The 24,044-nt window shown below is 44.3% G+C and carries 17 protein-coding genes; 7 read left to right on the top strand and 10 right to left on the bottom strand.

Annotated elements, in window-relative coordinates; translation table 11 throughout:
• Positions 1-2 precede the first annotated feature (2 nt).
• Positions 3-1,220 (bottom strand): aminotransferase class V-fold PLP-dependent enzyme, encoded by a 1,218-nt coding sequence (locus tag I8J31_RS01765; protein WP_199466466.1) that lies wholly within the window; start codon positions 1,218-1,220, stop codon positions 3-5.
• Positions 1,221-1,402: 182 nt separating this feature from the next.
• Between I8J31_RS01765 and I8J31_RS01770 the strand changes: the two genes are divergently transcribed.
• A complete protein-coding gene (locus I8J31_RS01770) occupies positions 1,403-3,280 on the top strand; it encodes a GntR family transcriptional regulator (RefSeq protein WP_199466467.1) in 1,878 nt (625 codons plus the stop codon).
• Between the two features lie 32 nt (positions 3,281-3,312).
• On the opposite strand, the gene I8J31_RS01775 is transcribed toward I8J31_RS01770, so the two are convergent.
• The 3 genes from I8J31_RS01775 to I8J31_RS01785 all read right to left on the bottom strand — a co-directional run bounded on the left by I8J31_RS01775 (position 3,313) and on the right by I8J31_RS01785 (position 5,804).
• The gene (locus I8J31_RS01775; RefSeq protein ID WP_199466468.1) at positions 3,313-3,939 is read right to left on the bottom strand and encodes a DsbA family protein; all 627 of its coding nucleotides are present in this window, start codon (positions 3,937-3,939) and stop codon (positions 3,313-3,315) included.
• Positions 3,940-4,117: 178 nt separating this feature from the next.
• Complete coding sequence (locus I8J31_RS01780) at positions 4,118-5,314, bottom strand: amino acid aminotransferase (RefSeq protein WP_199466469.1); 1,197 nt, start codon at positions 5,312-5,314, stop codon at positions 4,118-4,120.
• A gap of 292 nt (positions 5,315-5,606) precedes the next feature.
• The gene (locus I8J31_RS01785) at positions 5,607-5,804 is read right to left on the bottom strand and encodes a PA3496 family putative envelope integrity protein (protein ID WP_233402528.1); all 198 of its coding nucleotides are present in this window, start codon (positions 5,802-5,804) and stop codon (positions 5,607-5,609) included.
• 191 nt (positions 5,805-5,995) lie between these two features.
• On the opposite strand from I8J31_RS01785, the gene uvrD reads away from it, so the two are divergent.
• The 4 genes from uvrD to I8J31_RS01805 all read left to right on the top strand — a co-directional run bounded on the left by uvrD (position 5,996) and on the right by I8J31_RS01805 (position 12,318).
• On the top strand, positions 5,996-8,209 hold the full coding sequence (gene uvrD, locus I8J31_RS01790; protein WP_199466470.1) for a DNA helicase II: 2,214 nt from the start codon (positions 5,996-5,998) through the stop codon (positions 8,207-8,209).
• Positions 8,210-8,469: 260 nt separating this feature from the next.
• Positions 8,470-9,528 carry a Gfo/Idh/MocA family oxidoreductase gene (locus tag I8J31_RS01795; RefSeq protein WP_199466471.1) on the top strand — a complete coding sequence of 353 codons (1,059 nt, stop codon included), beginning with the start codon at positions 8,470-8,472 and terminating at the stop codon, positions 9,526-9,528.
• Positions 9,529-9,826: 298 nt separating this feature from the next.
• A complete protein-coding gene (locus tag I8J31_RS01800) occupies positions 9,827-10,939 on the top strand; it encodes a TRAP transporter substrate-binding protein (RefSeq protein ID WP_199466472.1) in 1,113 nt (370 codons plus the stop codon).
• 269 nt (positions 10,940-11,208) lie between these two features.
• A complete protein-coding gene (locus I8J31_RS01805) occupies positions 11,209-12,318 on the top strand; it encodes a TRAP transporter substrate-binding protein (protein ID WP_199466473.1) in 1,110 nt (369 codons plus the stop codon).
• 84 nt (positions 12,319-12,402) lie between these two features.
• On the opposite strand, the gene I8J31_RS01810 is transcribed toward I8J31_RS01805, so the two are convergent.
• From I8J31_RS01810 to I8J31_RS01835, 6 genes are all read right to left on the bottom strand, one after another.
• On the bottom strand, positions 12,403-13,086 hold the full coding sequence (locus I8J31_RS01810; RefSeq protein ID WP_199466474.1) for a 1-pyrroline-5-carboxylate dehydrogenase: 684 nt from the start codon (positions 13,084-13,086) through the stop codon (positions 12,403-12,405).
• Between the two features lie 12 nt (positions 13,087-13,098).
• Complete coding sequence (putA, locus tag I8J31_RS01815) at positions 13,099-16,221, bottom strand: bifunctional proline dehydrogenase/L-glutamate gamma-semialdehyde dehydrogenase PutA (protein ID WP_199466475.1); 3,123 nt, start codon at positions 16,219-16,221, stop codon at positions 13,099-13,101.
• A 304-nt stretch (positions 16,222-16,525) separates the two neighbouring features.
• Positions 16,526-17,299: a helix-turn-helix domain-containing protein gene (locus I8J31_RS01820; protein ID WP_199466476.1), complete on the bottom strand. Its 774-nt coding sequence runs from the start codon at positions 17,297-17,299 to the stop codon at positions 16,526-16,528.
• 163 nt (positions 17,300-17,462) lie between these two features.
• Positions 17,463-18,422: an NADPH:quinone reductase gene (locus I8J31_RS01825; protein ID WP_199466477.1), complete on the bottom strand. Its 960-nt coding sequence runs from the start codon at positions 18,420-18,422 to the stop codon at positions 17,463-17,465.
• A gap of 38 nt (positions 18,423-18,460) precedes the next feature.
• The gene (locus I8J31_RS01830; protein ID WP_199466478.1) at positions 18,461-19,849 is read right to left on the bottom strand and encodes a TRAP transporter large permease; all 1,389 of its coding nucleotides are present in this window, start codon (positions 19,847-19,849) and stop codon (positions 18,461-18,463) included.
• Positions 19,849-20,370: a TRAP transporter small permease subunit gene (locus I8J31_RS01835; RefSeq protein ID WP_199466479.1), complete on the bottom strand. Its 522-nt coding sequence runs from the start codon at positions 20,368-20,370 to the stop codon at positions 19,849-19,851. The genes I8J31_RS01830 and I8J31_RS01835 overlap by 1 nt, the downstream gene beginning before the upstream one ends.
• Positions 20,371-20,690: 320 nt before the next feature.
• On the opposite strand from I8J31_RS01835, the gene I8J31_RS01840 reads away from it, so the two are divergent.
• Both I8J31_RS01840 and I8J31_RS01845 read left to right on the top strand, forming a co-directional pair.
• On the top strand, positions 20,691-21,659 hold the full coding sequence (locus tag I8J31_RS01840) for a PstS family phosphate ABC transporter substrate-binding protein (RefSeq protein ID WP_199466480.1): 969 nt from the start codon (positions 20,691-20,693) through the stop codon (positions 21,657-21,659).
• 114 nt (positions 21,660-21,773) lie between these two features.
• Positions 21,774-24,035 (top strand): ABC transporter permease subunit, encoded by a 2,262-nt coding sequence (locus I8J31_RS01845; protein ID WP_199466481.1) that lies wholly within the window; start codon positions 21,774-21,776, stop codon positions 24,033-24,035.
• Positions 24,036-24,044: the final 9 nt, after the last annotated feature.

The following is a 24,044-nucleotide window of genomic DNA, read 5'->3' on the forward strand; positions in this document are numbered from 1 at the left end:
TATTACTCATCACTTAATAAGTCAATGGCTTCGATTAGGACGTCACAGAATCTGTCGGCTTCTTCTAAGGTATTGTAGCAGGCAAAAGACGCGCGCAATGTGCCAGAAACACCTAGTTGCGCCATAAGTGGATGGGCACAGTGACTGCCAGCTCGTACCGCAATTCCCTTGCTATCTAGATAGGCATTTAGATCTAAGGCATGAATATTGGGTACACTTAAAGAGACCAAGGTGGTGTGCTTTTCTGGTGAGTAGATTTCCATTCCCCCTGCTTTGCTTAAGCGCTGATAGACATGGTTGGCGAGGTGTTGCTCCCAGGCGAATAAGGCGGGTCTGTCTTGCGACAGCAAAAAATCACAGGCGACCGCTAGGCCTAATGCACCTTCTATATGTGGAGTACCTGCTTCGAGTCGATAGGGTAAAATATTGAACTCGGTGGCTTGATATGACACATGACGCACCATCTCTCCCCCGGTTTGATAAGGGATCAACACTTCTAAAGCATGATTTTTTCCATATAAAACACCAATGCCTGTTGGACCATACATCTTGTGTCCCGAAAACACATAAAAATCGCAGTCTAGTGCTTGCACATCAATAGGATAGTGTGCCACAGCTTGGGCACCATCCACCAAGGTAAAGGCGCTCTGTTGCTTGGCATGATCCAGCATGGTTTGTAATGGCGTGCTGGTTCCAATGGCATTAGATATTTGGGTGGCAGAAAAAATACGTGTGCGATCGGTGAAGTAATGGCTGAATTCCGTTTCCCATTCTCCGCTCGAAGTGAGTGGTAATACTCTTAGTCTTGCGCCTGTTCTGAAGGCTAGCTGCTGCCAAGGTACTAGGTTCGCATGGTGTTCAAGACTAGTAATTAGAATCTCGTCGTCTTTTTTCAATAGGTGCTCTAAACCGAGAGCAACCATGTTGATGGCTTCTGTTGTTCCCTTGGTCCAAATTATATGACTTTGTCCTGGGGCGTTGATGAAGCGCGCAATATTTTCTCGTGCTTGTTCAAAACGATTCGTCGCACGATCACTGAGGAAGTGAGCCCCGCGATGTACATTGGCATTACAGGTTTGATAGTAGTCTTGGATACTGTCTAGTACTAATAATGGCTTTTGTGTGGTAGCGGCATTATCCAAGTAAGTTAAGGGATGACCATGAGCGGGCTGCGATAAAATAGGAAAAAGATGACGCAGTGATGATGGATCGAAAGGCATGGGCACTCTACTTTAAGATAACAAAAGGTTTTAAAAGCCATTAAATAGACAATAAATCAGTAAAATTCTACCTTAACTCCTAACAAAATCGGGAATTATTGGTGTTTTACTTGCGTTTTTTTAAGACAGCTATAATGATTGATAACAGATACTAGGCGGCAAAATAAGAAAGGTACAAAAAAGTGGCGGATTTTCTATATAAAGGTGTGGTGGATTGGTTCTTGGATCAAATGGCGAAAGAGGCCATAGCACCGGGTGACAAAATGCCTTCATTGCGTGCTTTATCAAAGCAATTGGAGCTGAGCTTAAACACCATCATTCACGGCTATGAATTGCTTACAGCTGATGGCTGGATAGAGTCGCGACCTAAGTCAGGCTATTTTGTTTGTCACCGAAGTAATATTAAACCAGCACTAGTACTAGGTGGAGAAGGGTTACGCTATTTAGAAAATGATGATGCTAAGTCTGCTTGGTCTTGTCTTGCTCATCGTGGTGCCTTAGTAGATCAAAGCGATGCCTTTCTAAGCCCGCCAGCACGTCAGGAGGAGGTTGATCTTCCTGTTTTAGGCAAAGGTCATCTTGCTGTGCGAGAAGTTGTCAGTGACTATCTAAAGAGCTTAGGGATTAAATCTCATGCCTCACATCTTTGGTTGGGGCGCTCGCCTCTAACTATGTTGACGCAAAGTGTGCAATCTATTACTCAGCATGGCGATACGGTTTTGGTTATTACTCCTTGTGACCCAAGGCTTACAACGACACTACAAAGTTTAGGTCGACGAGTAATCGCCTTGGCGGCTGGTGAACGGGGGGTAGATTTAGACCTAGTGATTAGCTGTTTACGAGATGAAACGATTTCACTGATTGTCTTGCCCGGACAGTTTGCCTTCCCAATGGGACAAATGGTGAGTAATTTAAGCCTACGTCGTTGGCTTGCCATTATTGAAGAAACCAAACTACCAGCCATTGAATGGGACATGTGTTCCCACCTAGCTCATCGAGCCGGCCCTGTGATGACCTATAAATCTTTGGACCAATCTGGCCATATTATTTATATTGGCGGTGTGGAATCGAAAGGTGTTGATCGCTCTGCTAGTTGGTGTTTAGCCGGCCGGCATCAAGCTTTATTAGAAGGCGCTTTCTTAGCGGCAGATATGGCATTAAGCAACGCTCAGCAGGTTGCATTGAGTGATGTTTTACAGCCTAATAGTAAGCGTTCATTAACCCGACGATCCCGTCAAGTTTGGGCTAACTCTGAAAGAATCAAAGCTCATCTCGAATCACGTCTTGGCGATACAGTGAGTTTTGCTGCTAGCAAAGGCGGCTTATCTTTATGGATGCGTTTATCCATTCCATTGCAAGCTTCAGATATGACTGTTTTGCTCGCGTCGTTTAGACACGCCATTATTCCTGGTTCCCTAGTGAATCACGATCCTGATGCGAATCACTGGTTAGCGATTAATGTCACCTTAGATAATATTGAACCTCTTGCGGACAAATTGGCTGAGTTGCTGGCAGTTCAGCAACATAAGCAAGATCAAGCTGTTCATTCAGTGGAGCAGGCGTCTACCGAGCTAGAACCTGAATTTGAGCCAGAACCTGAGACTATGGAACAGATAGAGCAGGAAGCTGATTTTGAGTTAGAAGCAGAACCTGAAATTGCCGAACCAGTTGAGCCTGATGAAGAATCTCTAGAGCAGGAGGCCGAAACAGCAGAGACAGAAGAAGTAGAAATTATTGATGAGCCACAAGAGGGTGTAGAAGAGGATCTGCTTGATTCGGAAGAGGCTGATCTATCTGAAACGAACTTAGAAAGCACAGAAGTTAGTGAGGTAGAAGAAGATATCATTGACATTGAGTCCCTTGATGAGTCTTCTGATAGCAAACCTGATGAGCTGAATGAAAAAGCTACAAGTGACCTGACAGCAAAAAGTACGGAAGAGGTAGACATAGGGGAAATGGCTAAACAGCAGGAAAATAAAGAAGATAAAAAGCAGAGAGATGCTTCTAGTGACCCTTTATACAACCCTATGTTGGACTTAATTAATCACGACTTTGGCTAGTTTGGTCATTTAGTAAGTTTGAGAAAGGGCTGTTACGACAGCGTTTTTTTTATGTTTTCTAACATGTTTGTGTGGTCTTTGTAATCCAAAGGGATAGGGGTTAAATGGTCACCTAACAACAGAGTTAAAGATGGGAAAGAGTTTAAGCCAAGGTGTCTGGCTTGATTAATTTCTTTTTCTAGTAGTTGCTCGTCTTTTACATGCTGCATGGCTTTTTGAAAACCTTCTGCTTTTAGCCCTATGTGCTCTGCGCAGGTGCTTAAGGTGTCTAAATCTGACGGGTTTTGTGCCTGTAAATAATAAGCTTCCTGTATGGCATGGTACATCTCTTCTTCTAACCCAAAATCTCTTGCTACATAGCAGGCTCGGCAAGCTGGGTAAGTTGATCGTCGTGGAGTCGCAGTACGCCAAAACTCAAAATTGAATTCGCTGCCTAAGCTCGACTGGATATTCTGCCAAGTATTTTCCAATTTTTCCTTCATTTCTTCAGGCATGGGGACATCTGAATCTATGGCTAAGCCACCTAGTATCGGTTGAATTGTTAATTGTTGACTATCTATTAAGGGTTGTAAGGCTTTTTGTAATTGGGTCCAGGTAGGACGAAATCCCCAGCACCAGCTACACATGGGGTCATAACAGTAAATCAGTGTGGCTGTCATAGGTGGCTCCTTAATTTCAGATAATAAGCGCGACATAGATGAAGAAAACAGAGGTCATAAGGTAACAGCCTCCTTACTTAGAAAACAACAGGCATCTCCTTAATTACAAAGTAATAGGCATAAAAAAACGGCTTCAACTTATGGTGCTGAAGCCGTTTTGTATGTGCTAGTTGAGTATCTAGTCCTTCAGAATCGCAGCAATAGCGTCACACAAGGGGTTCATATTTTCATGGGTGATTCCCGCTACACTGATACGACCAGAGCCGACAATGTAAATGCCGTAATTGTTACGTAGTTGAGCCACTTGATCTGGGGTTAAACCAGAGAAAGAGAACATACCTTGCTGTTGAGAGATAAAAGAAAAATCTTGCGTTACTCCTTTGACCCTTAAGGTATTCACAAACAAACTACGCATTTCATGAATACGAGTTCGCATGCTCTTTAATTCCATTTCCCATAGACTACGTAGTTGCTTGTCATTGAGGATTTCAGCAACTATCGCTGCTCCGTGGGAAGGCGGATTAGAGTAGTTAGTACGGATACAACGTTGTACTTGAGTAAAAGTCGCTTCCGCTTGCTCTGATGTTTCGCAAACTATGGTCAAAGCACCCACACGCTCATTATATAAACCGAAGTTTTTTGAAAAAGAGTTGGCAACGAGCATTTCAGGGACATAATCAAGGAAGGTGCGTATGCCTTGAACATCTTCTTCAATACCATGTCCAAAGCCTTGGTAAGCGCAATCAAATAAAGGTAAGAAGCCCTGTTTACTACATAATTTAGCTAGCTGATACCACTGTTCTGGTGTTGGGTCTATGCCTGTTGGGTTATGACAACAAGCATGGAACAGCACTACATCCCCTTCTGGGATTTGTGACAGGCTGGCGAGTAATGCCTCAAAATCCAAAGCTTTGGTATTCGCATCATAGTAGGCGTAACTTCCTACTTCTAAGCCAACAGATTGAAAAACGGATTGGTGATTTGCCCAAGTTGGATTACTGACCCAAATGGTTGCTTCAGGTAAATGCTTTTTAATGAATTCTGCAGCGACGCGTAATGCGCCAGTACCACCCGGAGTATGAGCAGTTTGCGCCAACTTTTTGGAAATGATTTGATGATCTTCACCAAATAAAAGTTTTTGTACGGCTTCTCGATAGGCTGGGGAGCCCTCGATACTGAGATAGCTTTTGGTTTCTTCTTGGTTTAATAAACGCTCTTCTGCTTGCTTTACGGCTTGCAATATTGGCGTTACACCCTGTTCATCCTTGTACACACCAACACCCAAGTTAATTTTGTTTGGGTTTGGTTCATTTCGGTAAGCGTCATTTAAGCCAAGTATTGGGTCTGCAGGCGCAGCGTGGATATGTTCAAACATAGAGACTCCCCAAGAGGGTTATTTGTTTTTTTATTATAGGTAAGGAGATATAAAAAATCAGCGCATATGGTACTCCAAGACACGAGTAACCGCTATAAGAATGGGCATAAAGTGTACGAAGTTTCGTGTAGATAAATGTATATTTAGACTAACTGGTTATCAGGTTTTAGGGGCAAACAAACCGCTTACCAAATAAGGCTTGGTAAGCGGTACGTGTATTTTATAGGTCGAATCTGTTGAAACGGTATGGTTTCTAATTGTTTGTTGATCTAGTTATAAATTGAGAAAAAAATCATTCGTCCCAACCGTCAGAGATCGCCTGATGTAAGCGTTTTTCTTCCAGATGTTTTTCAATGGCTCGACGTGCTTTTAACATACGTGCCGAGTCTTCTTTTTGGTTTTTTTCTTTCGTCTCGTTATCCACACTAATAGAGGCGTGAAGAATGTCTGTTTTTACTTCAGTTAATACTTTATTTAGGTTACTCATCATGGTTTTTCCTTTCTAGCGTATTTCGATGACATTGAAATGCACAGATTCACTGTCATCGACAGATAAAAAAAGTCAAAATAGACGGACAACACATTAGCAAGCTAATAAAAAACGTATTTTGATCAAAAATCAACCTGATCATGCCGTTTTTTTGTTACAAATTAAATACTATTCAACCATGGCGGAATTTGATGGACGTTTCTTTTATCCTTGACTCACTCAACGACAAGCAGCGTGATGCGGTTGCCGCCCCTCTGCAAAATAGTCTTGTTTTAGCGGGTGCTGGTTCTGGTAAAACACGAGTATTGGTACATCGTATTGCGTGGTTGATGCACGCTTATGAGCTGTCACCTTACAGTTTGATGGCAGTGACCTTTACCAACAAAGCTGCTCGTGAGATGCAAGGACGTATTGAAGAGCTTGTTGGCGTACCGCCACAGGGCATGTGGGTTGGTACTTTCCATGGTTTAGCCCATCGTTTGTTGCGTGCCCATTGGCGTGATGCTGGATTAAAAGAAAACTTCCAAATCATGGACAGTGATGACCAGTTACGCCTGATCAAACGCATCATGCGTGAATTGAACATAGACGATACCCGTTGGCCACCTAAGCAGGTGTCTTGGTTTATCAATGGACAAAAAGACGAAGGCCGTCGAGCTGCCCATGTTCCTGATAGTCATGACCCTTTCTCCAAAGGTATGCGTGAGCTTTATTATCACTACGAAGAAGCGTGCGAGCGTGCGGGGTTACTCGATTTTGGTGAGCTATTACTTCGTGTCCATGAACTGATGCTGAGTTCGCCTGCCTTGCTTCGTCATTACCAAGAGAGATTTAGACATGTGCTGGTGGACGAGTTTCAAGATACCAACACCATTCAATATGCTTGGCTACGCATCATGGTTGGTGATCAAGGAACCATTACCGCCGTGGGTGATGATGATCAGTCTATTTATGGTTGGCGTGGCGCGAAAATCGAAAATATTCATAATTTCACCAAAGACTTTAAAGACGTCGGCACTATTCGATTAGAGCAAAATTACCGATCTACAGGACACATTCTAAATGCCGCCAACGGATTGATTAAGAACAACGATGATCGACTCGGTAAAGAGCTATGGACTGACAGCGGTGAAGGCGAGCCAATTTCTCTTTATGCAGGCTTTAACGAACAAGACGAAGCTCGCTTTATTATGGGCATAATTAAAAAATGGCGTGATGAAGGGACTTCATTAACCGGTATGGCGATTTTATATCGCTCCAACGCCCAGTCTCGAGTACTAGAAGAGTGCCTTGTTAGGGAACAGATTCCTTATAGGATTTATGGTGGACACAGATTTTATGATCGATTAGAAATCAAGAATGCCTTGGCTTATGCAAGATTAGCGCTTGATCCTAATGATGATGGTGCCATGGAGCGAGTAATTAATGTGCCACCCCGTGGTATTGGTGAGCGCAGCATTGGGACATTACGTGAATTTGCCCGTGATCAAGGTTGTTCCATGTGGAAAGCGGCTGAAGAAGTCGTACGTCAGTCCCTGATGCCTGCCCGAGCGACCAATGCGATCAAAATGTTTTTGCACCTTATTGAAAGTTTGAGTACCACGGTGCAACAGCCGGACTTAAACCTAAACGATATTTTCGAACAGATAATTGAAGAAGCCGGATTGATTCCTTTTCATGAAAAAGAAAAAGGTGAAAAGGGCGAAGCGCGTATTGAAAACTTGAAAGAGTTGGTCGGTGCGGCGGGTGGCTTTAGCTGGAATGACGAAGAGGAAGAGTTTAGCTCGCCCTTAATGGCCTTTTTAGATAAAGCCGTTTTAGATGCGGGTGATGCACAAGCGGATGAATACCAAGATGCGGTGCAGTTAATGACACTCCATTCTGCCAAAGGACTAGAATTTCCTTTGGTATTTTTAACCGGCGTGGAAGAAAATCTGTTTCCAAGTAAGATGTCGTTTGAAGAGCCAGGTCGACTTGAAGAAGAGCGTCGCCTTTGCTACGTGGGTATTACTCGTGCCATGGAGAAACTTTATATTACTTATGCTGAGTCTCGCCGTTTGTTTGGCAGTGAATCTTTTAATAGTCCATCACGCTTTATCAAAGAAATTCCTCCCCAGTGCTTGGAAGAAGTGCGTTTACGGTCGCAAGTGAGCCGTCCTGTATCACTTCAACGCCCTGATTACCAAACGGAAAAAAGTCGTCTGCAAAACAGTACCGTGTTGAATAACTTCAAAGCACCGGAAATAACGATCAACATGGGTGACCGAGTAAATCACCCGGTATTTGGTGAAGGCTTGGTCATCAATTATGAAGGCCAAGGCCCGCAGGCACGAGTGCAGGTTAACTTTGATGAGGAAGGCAGCAAATGGCTAGTACTGTCGTTTGCTAAACTGGAAGTCTTGTAGCTTTTGGTTGGACGTTTATATCGTTAACTAATTTGCTTGCGCCTGCTTCGCAAGCTCAGCGCGTCAGCGCAAATTAGTTAAACGATATTATTAAGCAATGAAGCTCATAGGAATGAGCTCAGGTCGATTAAAATATTGATGAAAAGACTTATTTTTTGATTTGTGCAGACGCGCGAAGAATGAGCAATGGCGCAAGTAAATCAGATTACAAGACTGATTGAAGTGGCCTCCTGTAAAATAACAAAATTAGAGAGAGCACTATGACCATTCGCGTTGGTTTGATTGGTTTCGGTTTATCTGGTCGCATTTTCCACGCGCCGTTTGTGATTAATGACCCTGAGATGGCGCTGATTTGTGTTTGTACTAGCCAAGCGGAAGCCGTTGGGCCAATAGCCCCTGATGCTCGTGTGGTGGCGACGGCACGGGAGGTGTTTGAAGCAAATGATGTGGACTTGGTGGTGATCACGACGCCAAATAAATTGCATTTTGATCAGGCTAAATTGGCTTTAGAGAGCGGAAAGCACGTTTTATTAGAAAAACCTTCTGTAACCAGTATTTCAGAGATAGAACAACTTTGTACCTTAGCAAAGCAAAAGAACTTGGTATTTTGTGTTTATCAGAATCGTCGATTTGATGGCGATTTTTTAAGATTAAAAGCCTTGCTGGATAGCGGAGAGTTAGGGGATTTGAAGCATTTAGATTCGCGTTTCGATCGCTTCCGGCCCACTGCACAAGCGCGTTGGCGTGAAGAGCCGGGTGTTGGCACGGGCATTTTTTGGGATCTTGGACCACATATTTTAGATCAGGCAATTTGCTTGTTTGGTGTACCTGACTGGATTCAAAGCAGCATAGGTTCTTTAAGGGAAGGTGGTTCTGTCGCTGATTGGTTTGAGTTGGAGTTGGGCTATAAGGACAAACGAATTTGTCTTGGTTCAACACCATTTGAAGCTGGAGAGATGCGCCGTTTCAATGGCCGTTTTACTAAGGGGAGTTGGCAATGTATTGGCTTGGATCCACAGGAAGCAGCATTACGCGCAGGACAAATGCCGTGGGATTCTTCTTATCCTTCTTTAGGTGCTCAGCAAAGGGTTACTCGTTATCTAGCATCGGATCAAAACGCGATAGTGCCTTTAGATGACACGCTGAAAGCGGGAGATTACCGTCAGTTTTATGCCCAACTTGGAAATGCCATATTAGGGACAGGTGAAGCCCCTGTGTCTATGGAGCAAGCCTGTCAGTTAATTTATGGTTTGTGTCTGGTAGAACAATCCGCGATGGAAGGAAAACGTCTTAATTGGAATTATACGGTTGATATTTAATGGTTTTTTCTCTCGTATCACATTCTACTTATAGAATGACCTAGATAGATACGTCATATACAGTAAAAAAACAGTTGAGCTAAATCATTACAGTTCTTATTATCTTTTGCCCTTTTTGTGTTTACTTCATCAAATAGGGCTATTTTCTGTCTGATCCTACAATAAAAATACAATATTGGAAGGTTTTATATGTGTTCCAATAGAAGATCAATTCTCTATGTTTAGTGGTGTTTTTCGCTACTTTTCATGTCATAGACAGAATTCAAATATCAAATAACCCACTCCCTGAGGGATAAGAATGCGAAACCTAGTTGTATTGAGCAAATTGGTCTTGGCTACTTTGTTAGCCATGTCTTTGGTTGCCTGCGGTGGATCTGAAAAGACAGAGGCAACGGCAAAAGCGGATAAAAAAATTGAAGTGATTAATTGGAAAATGGTTACCACTTGGCCAAAAAACTTCCCAGGGTTGGGAACTGGCGCTGAAGCCTTAGCGAAAAACATTACTAAAATGTCTGGTGGTCGGCTGAACGTTAAAGTGTATGCCGCTGGCGAGTTGGTTCCACCATTAGAAGTATTTGATGCTGTTTCTCGTGGTACCGCTGAAATGGGCCATGGGGCTTCTTATTACTGGAAAGGTAAGATGCCAGCGGCGCAATTTTTTACCACAGTACCTTTTGGTTTAACAGCTCAAGAACTTAACTCATGGATTTATTACGGTGGTGGCTTGGCTCTTTGGGAAGAGTTGTACGCACCTTTTAACTTAGTTCCAATGTTGGCGGGCAACCCTGGTGTGCAAATGGGCGGTTGGTTTAACAAAGAGATTAACTCTTTAGACGACTTTAAAGGTCTAAAAATGCGCATGCCAGGTCTTGGCGGCGAAGTGTTGAAAAAAGTGGGTGCGACACCGGTTAATTTACCCGGCAGTGAAATTTTCACCGCATTACAGACTGGGGCAATTGATGCGACGGAATGGGTTGGTCCATACAACGATCTTGCATTTGGCTTATATAAAGCGGCGAAATATTACTATTACCCAGGTTGGCATGAGCCAGGTTCAGGCATTGAGGCGATTTTTAACAAAGATGCATTCAATGCGTTACCTGAAGATTTACAGGCTATTGTTCGCGCAGCAGCGCAACAAGCTAATCAAGATATGCTGAATGAATTTACAGCGCGAAACAATGCGGCATTAATAACCTTAGTTAATGATCATAATGTGATTTTGAAGAAGTTTCCAAAAGACCTTTTAGCAGCACTGAAAAAGGCGTCTGAAGAAACACTGATTGAAGTGGCGGCACAAGACCCCAAAAGTCAAAAAGTGTATGACTCATTCAGAGCATTTTTGGACTCGGTGAGTGAATGGCATGAAGTTTCTGAACGTGCCTATATTAATGCCCGAGTAGGAGGCTAGTATTAACCTCGTTTGAATAATGGTTAAAACGCTCTAATTAAAAAGCCTCGCTACGTTTATAGTGGGGCTTTTTGGTTTTTTAAGTGCGATAGAGTGCTCAATTTAAAGAAACCACCAATAAAGATAAAAAAGCCTTGAGAGAAATGGCCTCAATTCATACTATCTGAATCACCTATGTGTAAGAAATATGATCCAACGTTAGGGTCAATGCCTTTCTGATTCGCAGAGTATTATAAAAATAACTGAACTACCTTTTTGAGGGATAACGAATGAATAGAATAAAAACGTGGAGCAAGTTAGCGATTGTTGGTTTGACTGCAGCCACTTTGGTTGCCTGTGGTGGGTCTGAAGAAAAAGTAGCCACGAAAGAAGAAGCTAAAGCCGAAGTCATTAATTGGAAAATGGTCACTACTTGGCCGAAAAACTTTCCAGGTCTGGGGACGGGTGCTGAAAGCTTAGCAAAAAACATCACAGAAATGTCTAACGGCCGTTTGAATGTAAAAGTATATGCGGCTGGCGAGCTGGTTCCGCCATTGGAAGTATTTGATGCCGTTTCCCGTGGAACTGCACAAATGGGTCATGGTGCGGCTTATTATTGGAAAGGAAAAGCACCTGCCGCGCAGTTCTTTACTGCGGTGCCTTTTGGCTTTACCGCTCAAGAGATCAACTCTTGGATTCACCACGGTGGTGGTTTGAAGCTGTGGGAAGAAATCTACGCGCCATTTAACCTAATTCCTATGGCAGCGGGTAACACAGGGGTACAGATGGGCGGATGGTTTAATAAGGAGATCAACTCTCTAGATGACTTCCAAGGCTTGAAAATGCGTATGCCTGGTTTAGGTGGAGAAGTACTTAAAAAAGTTGGCGGTACCCCAGTTACTTTACCTGGTGGCGAGATCTTTACTGCTTTGCAAACTGGTTCTATCGATGCAACAGAATGGGTTGGCCCTTACAACGACTTAGCTTTTGGTTTGTATAAAGCCGCTAAATTCTACTATTACCCGGGTTGGCATGAGCCAGGTTCTAGCATGGAAGCACTTTATAACAAAGAAGCATTCGAAGCCTTACCTAAAGATCTTCAGTTGATTGTTCGAGCAGCGACGCGTCAGGCGAATGCAGACATGTTGGATGAGTTCACTGCGTTGAATAATGCGGCATTACAAACGCTGGTAAATGATCATAATGTGATTCTTAAGCCCTTCCCTCGAGATGTGCTTTCTGCGTTGAAAAAAGCCTCTACAGAAACCTTAGATGAAGCGGCCGCAGCGGATCCGATGACGATGAAAGTCTATGAGTCATTCAAAGACTTCCGTGCCAAAGTAACGGCTTGGCATGAAGTTTCTGAGCGTGCCTATATTAATGATCGTGATATCGACTAAGTCTTTTAAATAGAAAAGCGTCATTGTAAAAAGCCCCTTCAGGTTAACCTGAAGGGGCTTTTTAGCACCTGAGTGGCATGAGTCTTAGTCGTCCATGCTGCCCAGTTCTAGCAAGGTAGCGTTACCGCCAACCGCTGTGGTGTTGATGGATACTGTGCGCTCAGTGACGAAGCGAAGTAAGTAATGAGGCTTAGCAATAGTACTCAGCGTTTCACTGTCGGTTTCTTCAACCAATTGGCAGATAAGGCCGCTTTTCGCTACAAGGCGTTGGTTTAGCGCTTTCGCTTGTTCTGCATTGCACAACACAGCAACGCCAGCTAGGTTTTCTGCTTCGATCAAAGAATCCTGTGCAGATTCGGCAACGTTTTGAATCACACCTTCTGCTACGAATGGTGCGATAGCATCCATAATTTCCTGGCCTGTTGGGCCGACCGTAATCACCGGGTTACCAGCGACTAGGGCGGTAAACACTTGGCCGACTAATCCCACGGTGGCTTTTTCAGTGTCGATAAAAGAGGTGCATAGAAAAACACCACGTCCTTGGGTCGATAGCTCATTACGTTCACCCGTTGGTCCTGGCATGATACGTGTTTCTGAGATTTCTTTGACGGCATTTTCAAGCTGCCAGTGGGCCATTTTTCTTTGCGCTTCTGGAAACGATGCAAGGGCTGTTTTTAGGCAGTCAGCACGGCCATCGGCACATAACATGTCCCAAGCTTCGAAAACATCTTGAGCGACCTGAATTTGGATAGGTTGTACGATTGTCATAATAGTGTCCCCTTAAAGGTCTTGCTCAATAGCGAAGCGTTGTAGGTAATGTGGACCACCTGCTTTCGGGCCAGTACCAGATAAGCCTTGTCCACCGAAAGGTTGCACACCAACAACGGCGCCGACTTGGTCACGGTTGATATAGAGATTACCAACGCGAGCACGACTAGCGATACGGGCGCAGGTTGTTTCGTTACGGCTATGAACACCCAGTGTCAGACCAAAACCAGAATTGTTAATGGTGTCGATAATCTTGTCTAGATCACGAGCCTTGTAGCGCACAACATGGAGAATAGGGCCGAACTTTTCATCGGTAAGCTGGTCGATGCTACTAATTTCAAACGCGGTTGGTGCAACGAAAGTGCCGTTATTCGCGAAAGCTGGAAGTTCTGCTTGTGCGATTAACTTACCTTCTTTGGTCATGTGTTCTATGTGTTCAAGCAGCATGGTTTGTGCTTTTTTATCAATGACAGGGCCAACATCGGTGCTATGAAGGTAAGGTAAGCCAACAGACTGCTCTTGCATCGCACCTTTGATCATTGGGATCACTCGATCCGCAATATCTTCTTGAAGAAACAAGACACGTAGTGCTGAACAGCGTTGACCCGCAGAAGCGAAGGCTGAACGAACGGCATCGCGTACCACTTGCTCAGGTAATGACGTCGAGTCAACCAACATGGCATTTTGACCACCGGTTTCTGCAATGACTGGCACTGGCGCAACGCCACGGTTTGCTAAGGTACGGTTGATCAATTGTGCTGTGCCAGTAGAACCGGTAAAGGCTAGTCCAGCAATGCGTTTGTCGCTGGTGAGCGGAGCACCAACGGTAGCACCATCGCCTGGTAAAAGGTGAAGCACATCGCCTGGAACACCGGCTTGATGTAGCAACTCAATGGCACGGAAGGCGATTAAGCTGGTTTGTTCCGCAGGTTTTGCGACTACTGTGTTACCCACTACCAATGCTGCCGCGACTTGGCCGGTGAAGATGGCCAGCGGGAAGTTCCAAGGGCTGATACAAGTGAAGACACCACGGCCAGTAAGCTGAGCTTTTTGCTCTTGACCTAGGAAGTCTGTGTAAGTGGTTGGTGTAGCAAAATGGCTACGAGCTTGTTGTGCGTAATAGCGGCAGAAATCCACGGCTTCACGTACTTCATCGATACTGTCTTGAATGGTCTTACCCGCTTCACGATGGCAAAGTGCCATCAATTCTGGGTAGTTTTCTTCCATCAAGTCGGCCATTCGATCTAAGCAATCAGCACGGTCAGAGGCAGGACGTGTTGACCACTCAGGGAAAGCGGCTTCAGCAAGGTCAATAGCCTTAGTTACCGTCGCTGTGTCTGCCCAGTCAATTTGACCTGCTGTTTGACTATGATCGTAGGGGCTTTCTACTGTGTGAGTATTCGCGGTTGCTAGGTTTTCACCACCTACGATAGGGTAAGCGCGCCATTGAGTATCTTGCCCCATGAAGGTATCGATTTGCGCTTTGAACGGTGTCCATTCGGCATCAATTTCGATGTTTGGCCCGAAAGAGTTCTTACGGTCATCAAACAACTCTGTTGGCACCTTGATATGTGGGTTGATCAAGGTTTTGCGACTTTCCAATGTTGTAACTGGGTGGTGTACCAAGTCAGAAATAGGATAGCTAGCATCGATCAAGCGATGTACGAACGAGCTATTTGCGCCGTTTTCAAGCAGACGACGAACCAAATAAGGTAACAAGTCTTTATGGCTACCTACAGGGGCATAAATACGGACACAGATGTCACTGTCTTTGATTAAACGGTTATAGAGGGCGTCACCCATACCGTGTAGGCGTTGGAATTCAAACTCTTCGGTGGTTGCGCCTAATTCGGTTGCCAAGCAAGTGATTGCCGCAATGGTATGGGCATTGTGACTAGCAAATTGAGGGAAGATATTAGCACGGGTATGTTCGCTTAATAGGAAACGAGCACAAGCCAAATAGGAAACGTCAGTTGACTCTTTACGAGTATAAACTGGGTAACCAGTGATACCACGCTGTTGGCAAAGTTTGATTTCAGAATCCCAGTAAGCGCCTTTGACAAGGCGCACAGGGACTTGGTCTCCTTGTTCTTTAGCGAGAGCAGCAAGCCATGCTAAAACAGGCAGAGCACGCTTAGAATAAGCCTGAATAACCAGCCCGAATAGACCCCAACCACGTATTGCTTCATCACGGTAAAGTTTTTCGAATAAGTGTAGAGACAATTCTAAGCGATCTGCTTCTTCTGCATCGATAGTAATACCCACGTTCAGTGAGCGAGCTTTGATGATTAAGCCTTTTACGCTATCGAAAAGTTCTGTCATAACGCGTTCTTCACAGCCGACTTCGTAACGGGGGTGAAGTGCAGAAAGCTTGATAGAAATAGTAGGGCGATGCTTTTGGTTATAAGTATCTTTGCCGACAGACTCAACCGCTTGCATATAAGACGTTAGGTATTTATCGGCATCGGATGCCGTTAGTGCTGCTTCACCTAACATGTCGAAAGAATAGGTATAGCCTTTGTCACGGTAGCTTTTACCACGAGATAGGGCTTCTTTGATGCTACGACCTAGTACAAACTGATGCCCCATGACCTTCATGGCTTGGTTCATCGCTTTACGAATCACTGGCTCAGAAACACGGTTTACCATGCGGTTTACGAGATTAGCAGGCTGACCATCTTTGGTTTCATCCATGGTGACGATTTTACCTGTCAGCAATAGACCCCAAGTAGAGGCGTTTACAAAGAAGGAGTCCGAATTTTTTGCATGGGACGCCCAATCGGCGACGCTCAAACGGTCTTTAATGAAAGCGTCTGCGGTTTCTTTATCCGGCACTCGCATTAAGGCTTCGGCTAGACACATTAGCAAGATGCCTTCTTTCGTATCTAGGCTGTATTCCAACAACAAGGCGTCGATCATCGACATGCTGTCGTCATCTTGACGGACTTGTGCAATTAAGTTCGTTGCGGCATTCGTGCAATGTTCTAGCTCTTTGTTGGTTGGTTTGGCTAAAGGTAATAGCTCATTCAACCACTTTTCTTCATCCATACTGTAGAGAGGGGAAATTAGCTGCCACAGTTCGTTTAGTGGCCGCTGAATGAAGTTGGGTTGTAACACCTCAATCGCTTTAAACATAGTTGGATTCTCCCGAGACTAAACTTAAAAGAACGACTTTCTTTTTTCGTTAGACCGTATGTTGTTATAGAGCATTTAGCAATTATTCGACGGTTTTTATGAAACCTGACAAAAAACTGCCTGTCTGGATAATACGCACACTTTAGTGATAGAGAGGAGAAACTGTCTTTCGAAAACGTCGGTTTTTTTTATAAGAAAGTCTGGTTGTTTTAGGGGGAATGGGTGGCGGCTTTTTTAGGGTGCGGAAAAGGATGTGGAAAGTAGAAAATGCATTGAAATAGTGCGCAGTGTTTGCCCAAAAAGCTTAGCGGCTAGTGAATTGTTTTTGATAGCGCAATGGGGTGATACCCAAGGTTTGAGAAAACACATTGGTCATGGCACTTTGGCTAGAAAAGCCACACATCTCAGCCACCTGAATAGGAGGAAAACCTTCGCTGAGTAAGCTCTGTGCACGCTCTAGACGTTTGCGCATTAAGTATTGGTGTGGCGTGATGCCCGTACGGTCTTTAAAGCGTTCATGGAATTGACTGACGCTGAGAAAGCAAAAGTTGGCGAGCTGGTCTATGTGCACACGACGGGAGAGGTTTAGCTCAATAAACTGATCTAACTTATTGATATCAAGATGATTACCACGAATTCGTGAGTCTTTATTGTTGACCTGATGGCGAATTGCACTAAGTAAAGTGTTGCCGCAAGCTCGTGCCAGCATGGGATCATCAGGGTATTGTTGTAATTCACCGGATAGTGCCGAGGCCAATACTTGTAAACGTGGCGTTAGTTGAAAATACGCGGCTTGGTCAAATAGCCGCGACACCATTTCATATTCTTCGTCCGTGATGCTCTTTTGAGGAGGAATAGGCAGGTTAACCACCATGATTTGGTTTTCACCGAGCCCTGCAAAGGCATGACTGTTTGCTGACGGCAGAATACAACCTTCGCCAGTGTGCAGTTGCTTGCCATTACCCTGTATATCGAAATCGGTATTACCATCGAGAACGACAACCAGTTGGTGGTAATCGTGATCATGGGTGTCCGCTTCATTCGGTAGGCTGAAAACATCGGATTCAGGCTGAGTCAAAATATGCCTTTTAATTAGTGTGATTTGGCCAGTATAGCTATCTTATTGAGACTTGAGTAGGGGGCGTGGCGAGATCTAGGTTTTCGCCGGAAGGCATGGCGTTTAAAGGCGTTGTACTCAAGCGCGAGACACTGGTATTAGGGTATCGCGCTTGGTGGTTCTTTTAGTTAACCTTGATGACTAAATTGCCTAAGGCGCCAGATTTCAAAACATCTTCATGGGCCTGAGGCAATTCCGTGAGCGCATAGCTATGGCGAATAACGGGTTTTAATACACCTTTTTCAAATAAAGGGCGTAAAGATTTGGCAATTAAAGCTAGTTCATCGGGTTTCACATTGGCTAACGCAACACCAACAACGGATGCGTCACGGGCCATCAGATCACGAGGGTTAATTTCCACCGTACCACGATTTCCAATAACCGCGACACAGCCACCGAATGCCAAGGCTTTTAAGTCTTGGTCTAGGTTATGATTCGCCAACATTTCGATGATGATATCAAAGCCTGTATCAAGAGACTGAAAGGGAGCAAGGTGGTTATCTTCACTGTGCATGATTACCGTTGAAACACCCTGTTTACTCAGCAACGCCGCTCCTTCAGGTGTTCCTGCACTAGCGACGACTTCCATTCCTGCCGCTAATGCTAACTGAACGGTTGCGATGCCAACGGCACCCGTTGCGCCATGTACTAATACTGTATCGCCCGCTTTGGCATTGGCCCGACCAAATAAGGCTCGGTGTGCAGTGGTATAAGGTATTCCAACACAAGCGCCTTCTTGAAAAGATAAAGCATCTGCTAAAGGGTAAACATGGGTTGCGGCACAAACTGTAAACTCAGCAGATGAACCTGTTAGGTTACGACTGAAATAGACTCGTTGGCCTATTTCAAAACCTGTTACATTGTCACCTAATGCAGCAATAGTTCCTGCACCATCAGACCCCGGAGTATGAGGGAATGTCGTCGAGTAGTTATTAGTACCAGAACGAATATAAGTATCTACAGGATTCACGCCTGCAGCGCCCATTTCTATCAATATTTGATCTGCATTGAAGTTTGGCTTGTTAGTTTCTACCAAAGTTAAATCAGTGGCAGGGCCATAGTCTTTCATTTGCATTGCTTTCATTGTTCTTTCCTCTCAATACTTAATTGATGGTCTGAAAATTAGTCTGCATAAACTTGTTCTGGTAGCCAAGTCACAAGATCTGGCCAGATAGCTAACATGAGTAGCACAAACAGCTGAATCACAATAAAAGGCAAAACACCTTTGTAGATGGATTGAGTTTTTAATTCTGGTGGCGCTACGCCACGTAAGTAGAATAGTGCAAAGCCAAATGGTGGCGTTAGGAAAGACGTTTGTAAATTGATCGCCATCATGATGCCCAGCCAAACAGGGTCTAACCCCATTGCTAATAGAACAGGGGCGACAATGGGCACCACAACAAAGGTAATTTCAATAAAGTCTAGAATAAAACCTAAGAAGAACATCAGCAGCATGACGACTAACATGGCGCCAACCACACCACCGGGTAATTGTGAGAAGAAGTCTTTAATTAACTCCTCACCACCAAAACCACGAAATACCAAAGAAAAAAGCGATGCACCGACCAGAATCATGAACACCATACTGGTGACCTTGGTGGTGGCATAAACAGTATCTTTTAGGGTTTGTAAGCTTAATTTGCCACTTCCCCATGCTAACAATGCGGCACCAAATGCACCGACACCAGCCGCCTCTGTTGGTGTTGCAACACCGCCTAGGATGGAACCTAATACCGCAAAGATCAGGATTAAAGGAGGGAAAAGTCCTTTGATTAGTTGTATGAACAAGGGCTCAGTTGAGTCATTGCGTAGTTCTTCACGGGGCACGGCAGGGGCTTTATGCGGCTGTAACCAAGCGATTAAAAGAACATAAACAATATATAAGGCAACAAGGATCAAGCCAGGAATCAAGGCACCGACAAAAAGATCGCCAACCGAAACGGTTTTGGGCGAGAAGATACCCATTTCTAACTGCGCTTTTTGAAAGGCGTTGGACATTACGTCGCCCAATAGAACTAAGGCGATTGACGGTGGAATAATTTGTCCTAGGGTTCCTGTAGCACAAATGGTGCCGGCGGCTAACGCTGGGTCATAGCCGCGGCGCAACATTGTCGGTAGGGAGATCATGCCCATGGTAACGACAGTTGCACCGACGATACCAGTACTGGCGGCGAGTAACATACCAACTAGGATGACAGAAATGCCTAAGCCACCACGCATGGTGCCAAATAGCATGGCCATGGATTCGAGAAGTTTTTCAGCCAGTTTGGATTTTTCTAACAGAACGCCCATTAATACAAAGAGTGGCACTGCGATTAGAGTCTCATTGCCAATAATACCAAATAAACGGTTTGGTAATGCTTCTAGGAAAACACTTTCAAAGGAGCCAAAAACAGAACCGACTGCCGCAAAAATTAATGCGGTACCGCCCAAAGAAAAGGCGACAGGGTAACCAAATAATAAGCATACGCACACGCCAGCAAAGAGCCATAAAGGGATAAATTCAGCCATTAGTTTTGTCCTTTAGCGGTTCGAGTAGCGCTGACAACGCCAATGTTTTTTAAAATATCGGCTAGGCCTTGAATGATTAAGCTAATCATCATGATAGGAATGAGTGTTTTCAGTAGATAAACAAAGGGTAAGCCGCCAGGTTGAGACGAGGTTTCTAATACTTGCCAAGACGCATTCACATAATTAAAGCTTAAATAAGCGGTATAAAGAGTGAATGGTAATAGGAAGAAAACCCCACCGATGATATTTATCCAAGCTTTTTTAGAGGCAGAAAAGTCGCGATAGAAGACATCAACACGCACATGTTCATCATCTTTAAAGGTATAGGCAGCCCCCAACATAAACACCATCGCATGCAGGTAAAGAACCGATTCTTGCAGTGCGATGGAGCCAATATCAAACCCATAACGCAGTAATACGATAAGGCAGGTTAGCACCATCATCGCTAAGGTTAGCCAAGCAACCCATCGTCCCATGTAATAGGAGATGGACTCAGCTGAGCAAACTAGTTTGTTTAACATTAAATTTTCCAAAGTATTCGAATCATTATTCGTGCTTTATTAACTCAAGAGCGGTTAAAAAGTAACCAAAGAATCGCTGTGAGGTATGAGATCACAGTCTAGAAACCGGACGCTAAGTCTATTGGATATCGCCACGCTTGGGAATATAAGACGTACATGAAGAGGGGGAGTAAATTATCGACATAGGATTTTTTTTGATTTTTTGGAAATATTTCACTTTTTAATATTTCTGTCACATATGCCTTTTATAGTGAATCCTATTGAAAGAGCCATGAGCAGTTGCTCATAAATATTTGACTATAACCACTGAGGTTTATGTGATGAAAAAACTAGTTGCAGGTTTAGCAATTACAGCGGCAATGGGTGCTTCTGTTAGTGCGTTTGCAGATATCGATCCAAACTTGATGTCTTACAACAAAGCAAGCGGCGTTTCAGGCAATATTTCAAGCGTAGGTTCTGACACTCTAGCTAACCTAATGACATTGTGGGCTGAAGACTTCAAACGTCTATACCCGAATGTAAATATTCAAATTCAAGCGGCTGGTTCTTCAACTGCGCCACCAGCGCTGACAGAAGGTACGTCTAACTTCGGTCCTATGTCTCGTAAAATGAAAGACAAAGAAGTAGCGGCTTTTGAGAAAAAATTTGGTTATAAGCCAACGGCTATTCCTGTTGCTATCGATGCGCTAGCAGTGTTCGTGCATAAAGATAACCCAATCAAAGGCTTGTCTCTTCCAGAAGTTGATGCAATCTTCTCTTCTACCCGTAAAGGTGGTCACAAAGAAGATATCAATACTTGGGGTAAAGCGGGCCTTACTGGTGCTTGGGCTAACCGTGATGTTCAAATCTTTGGTCGTAACTCGGTGTCTGGTACTTATGGCTACTTCAAGAAACACGCGCTTTTCAAAGGCGATTATAAAAACAGTGTAAACGAGCAACCAGGTTCTGCTTCTGTTGTTCAGTCTGTTTCTACTTCTCTTAACGGTATCGGTTACTCTGGTATTGGTTACAAAACATCTTCTGTACGTGCATTGCCACTTACAAAGAAAGAAGGCGGTAAGCTAATTCCTGCAACCGTAGAAAACGCAGCAACGGGTAAATACCCATTGTCTCGTTTCCTTTACGTTTACGTAAACAAAGCACCTAACAAGCCACTTGCTCCAATGCAGCGTGAGTTTGTTAAGATGGTTCTTTCTAAAATGGGCCAAGAGGTTGTTGTAAAAGACGGTTATGTACCTCTACCAGCTAAAGTTGCAAACAAATACCTTAACAGCCTAGGCATTAAGTAAGTTAAGCTTTAGTAGCGAGTAGTAAGAAAATAGAGCAGGAGTAGCCTAACAGCACTCCTGCTTTCTCTGTCCTACTTGTTGTCATAAAATCGTCACACAAGAAGATGAATTCGGATGACTAAATCAACTGACCATCAGATGCCTGAGTTGGATTTCAATACCCCTGCTTTAAAGCGTCACCGTAAGATTAGAGCCCTGAAAGACCGTATAGCTGGGATGGGCATTGCCATTGGAGGTAGCAGCGTTATTCTGGCTGTGCTGCTTATTTGTTTCTACCTACTTTATGAAGTAGCGCCGTTATTCTCGAGCGCGGAAATTGATGCTAAGGCAAGCTATGCTTTGCCTGCCCAAGACCAAGGTGAAAGTCTCTACTTAACCACTGAAGAACAATCAGAAGTTGGGATGCGTGTTGCTATGAATGGCAGTATCGTATTTTTCTCTGTGGCTGATGGCAATGTGATCGAAGTCATCAAGAACCCACGGGAAGAAAAAGTGACCGCTTTTGCCGTAGAGTCAGACACCAGTCATCTTATGGCGTTTGGATATGGCGATGGCAAAGCACTTGTTGCTAAGCACAGCTATCGAATTTCATACCCTGATGGCAAGCGTAAAATCACTCCTTTTGTTGAATTTCCTTACGGTGAAGAAGCGATCGAGGTTAGTGATTTTGCCATCAAAAAATTGACGGTTCGTGATACCGAAGATGGCCTCACCATTGCAGCAATTGGTGATTCCCAAAGTGCGATTACTCAGGTTAATAAAGAAACCAATTTCATTACTGACGAAGTGGAGTTGAGTGAGCAAAGTGAGCCGCTGCCGTTTGTTGCTGATGTGGCTAGCATGCTGATCAGTGGTGATCAGCGTTATCTATATGTTGCGACGCGTTCCGGTCAGCTAAGCGAATTCGATCTGCGTGACTTCGATAATATTGCATTAAAAGACAACATCACTTTATTTAAAGACACGGATGCCAAGCTGGTTTCTATGACCTATTTGCTAGGTAAGTCTTCTATTATGTTTGCCGATTCTTCTGGTCGAGTGAGTCAGTGGTTCAATGTTCGTGACGATGAAACGAATGAAGAAAAGCTGACTTTTATCCGTGATGTAAAACAACCTGTTGCTTTAGTTGGTATTACCATGGAGCAACGTCGTAAAGGTTTTGCGACACTAGATGAGCGTGGCTTGGTGGCAATTTATAATGCGACCTCGACCCGTCAAGTTATCGATGAGAAGTTAAGCGACGACACCGCTCGCATGATCAGCTTTACGCCACGTGCTAATGGTTTGTTATTGGAAGACAGTAAGGGCCTGCACTTTTTCCATGTTGAAAATGAGCACCCTGAGGTGTCTTGGTCTTCGTTATGGGGCAAGGTGTGGTATGAAGGGTATCAAGAACCCACTTACACTTGGCAGTCTTCTGCGGCTAATAATGACTTTGAGCCTAAATACAGTTTAATGCCATTGGCATTTGGTACCTTGAAAGCCGCTTTTTATGCCATGTTAATGGCGGTACCACTGGCCATTTGTGGTGCCATTTATACTGCTTATTTCATGGCGCCAGCATTACGCCGTAAGATCAAACCTGTTATCGAATTAATGGAAGCTTTACCTACCGTTATTTTGGGTTTTTTAGCAGGTCTATTCTTTGCGCCTTTCCTTGAAGAAAACCTAGCAGCAACCTTTAGTGTTTTGGTTGTACTGCCTATAGGTATCTTGGTTTTCGCTTACCTTTGGTCACGTCTTCCACAGCAAGTTCGTTGGTTGGTGCCAGATGGCTGGCAGCCGCTGGTGTTGATTCCTGTGATCGTTTTCCTTGCTTGGCTCTGCTTGGCGTTGAGCCCCATTATTGAGTTGAACTTCTTCGGCGGCAATATTCGAGGTTGGATTACTCATGATTTAGGGATCACTTTTGACCAACGTAATGCACTGGTGGTTGGTTTTGCGATGGGCTTTGCGGTTATCCCGACTATCTTCTCTATTACGGAAGATGCCATATTTAGTGTCCCTAAAGCACTGACTCAAGGGTCTTTGGCACTGGGTGCAACTTACTGGCAAACCATGACTCGTGTTGTCTTACCGACGGCGAGCCCGGGTATTTTCTCTGCGGTGATGATTGGTATGGGGCGTGCTGTGGGTGAAACCATGATCGTTCTAATGGCGACGGGTAATACACCAATTATGGATGTGAATATCTTCGAAGGTATGCGTACTCTAGCGGCGAACTTAGCCGTGGAAGTGCCAGAATCTGAAGTAGGAAGTTCACACTATCGTATCTTGTTCTTGGCAGCCTTCGTGCTCTTTATCTTCACCTTTGTGGTGAACACGATTGCTGAAACTGTGCGTCAGCACCTACGCAAAAAATACGGGTCATTGTAATGAGTACTG

Source organism: Marinomonas transparens (genome assembly GCF_016463975.1).
GTDB lineage: Bacteria > Pseudomonadota > Gammaproteobacteria > Pseudomonadales > Marinomonadaceae > Marinomonas > Marinomonas transparens.

What these genes read in the sequence shown, in the direction of transcription:
- I8J31_RS01810 (WP_199466474.1), bottom strand. Translation starts at nt 13,086, where the DNA reads ATGACAATCGTACAACCTATCCAAATTCAGGTCGCTCAAGATGTTTTC.
- I8J31_RS01765 (WP_199466466.1), bottom strand. Translation starts at nt 1,220, where the DNA reads ATGCCTTTCGATCCATCATCACTGCGTCATCTTTTTCCTATTTTATCG.
- uvrD (WP_199466470.1), top strand. Translation starts at nt 5,996, where the DNA reads ATGGACGTTTCTTTTATCCTTGACTCACTCAACGACAAGCAGCGTGAT.
- I8J31_RS01800 (WP_199466472.1), top strand. Translation starts at nt 9,827, where the DNA reads ATGCGAAACCTAGTTGTATTGAGCAAATTGGTCTTGGCTACTTTGTTA.
- I8J31_RS01795 (WP_199466471.1), top strand. Translation starts at nt 8,470, where the DNA reads ATGACCATTCGCGTTGGTTTGATTGGTTTCGGTTTATCTGGTCGCATT.
- I8J31_RS01835 (WP_199466479.1), bottom strand. Translation starts at nt 20,370, where the DNA reads ATGTTAAACAAACTAGTTTGCTCAGCTGAGTCCATCTCCTATTACATG.
- I8J31_RS01830 (WP_199466478.1), bottom strand. Translation starts at nt 19,849, where the DNA reads ATGGCTGAATTTATCCCTTTATGGCTCTTTGCTGGCGTGTGCGTATGC.
- I8J31_RS01785 (WP_233402528.1), bottom strand. Translation starts at nt 5,804, where the DNA reads ATGATGAGTAACCTAAATAAAGTATTAACTGAAGTAAAAACAGACATT.
- I8J31_RS01805 (WP_199466473.1), top strand. Translation starts at nt 11,209, where the DNA reads ATGAATAGAATAAAAACGTGGAGCAAGTTAGCGATTGTTGGTTTGACT.
- I8J31_RS01825 (WP_199466477.1), bottom strand. Translation starts at nt 18,422, where the DNA reads ATGAAAGCAATGCAAATGAAAGACTATGGCCCTGCCACTGATTTAACT.
- I8J31_RS01840 (WP_199466480.1), top strand. Translation starts at nt 20,691, where the DNA reads ATGAAAAAACTAGTTGCAGGTTTAGCAATTACAGCGGCAATGGGTGCT.
- I8J31_RS01780 (WP_199466469.1), bottom strand. Translation starts at nt 5,314, where the DNA reads ATGTTTGAACATATCCACGCTGCGCCTGCAGACCCAATACTTGGCTTA.
- putA (WP_199466475.1), bottom strand. Translation starts at nt 16,221, where the DNA reads ATGTTTAAAGCGATTGAGGTGTTACAACCCAACTTCATTCAGCGGCCA.
- I8J31_RS01845 (WP_199466481.1), top strand. Translation starts at nt 21,774, where the DNA reads ATGACTAAATCAACTGACCATCAGATGCCTGAGTTGGATTTCAATACC.
- I8J31_RS01775 (WP_199466468.1), bottom strand. Translation starts at nt 3,939, where the DNA reads ATGACAGCCACACTGATTTACTGTTATGACCCCATGTGTAGCTGGTGC.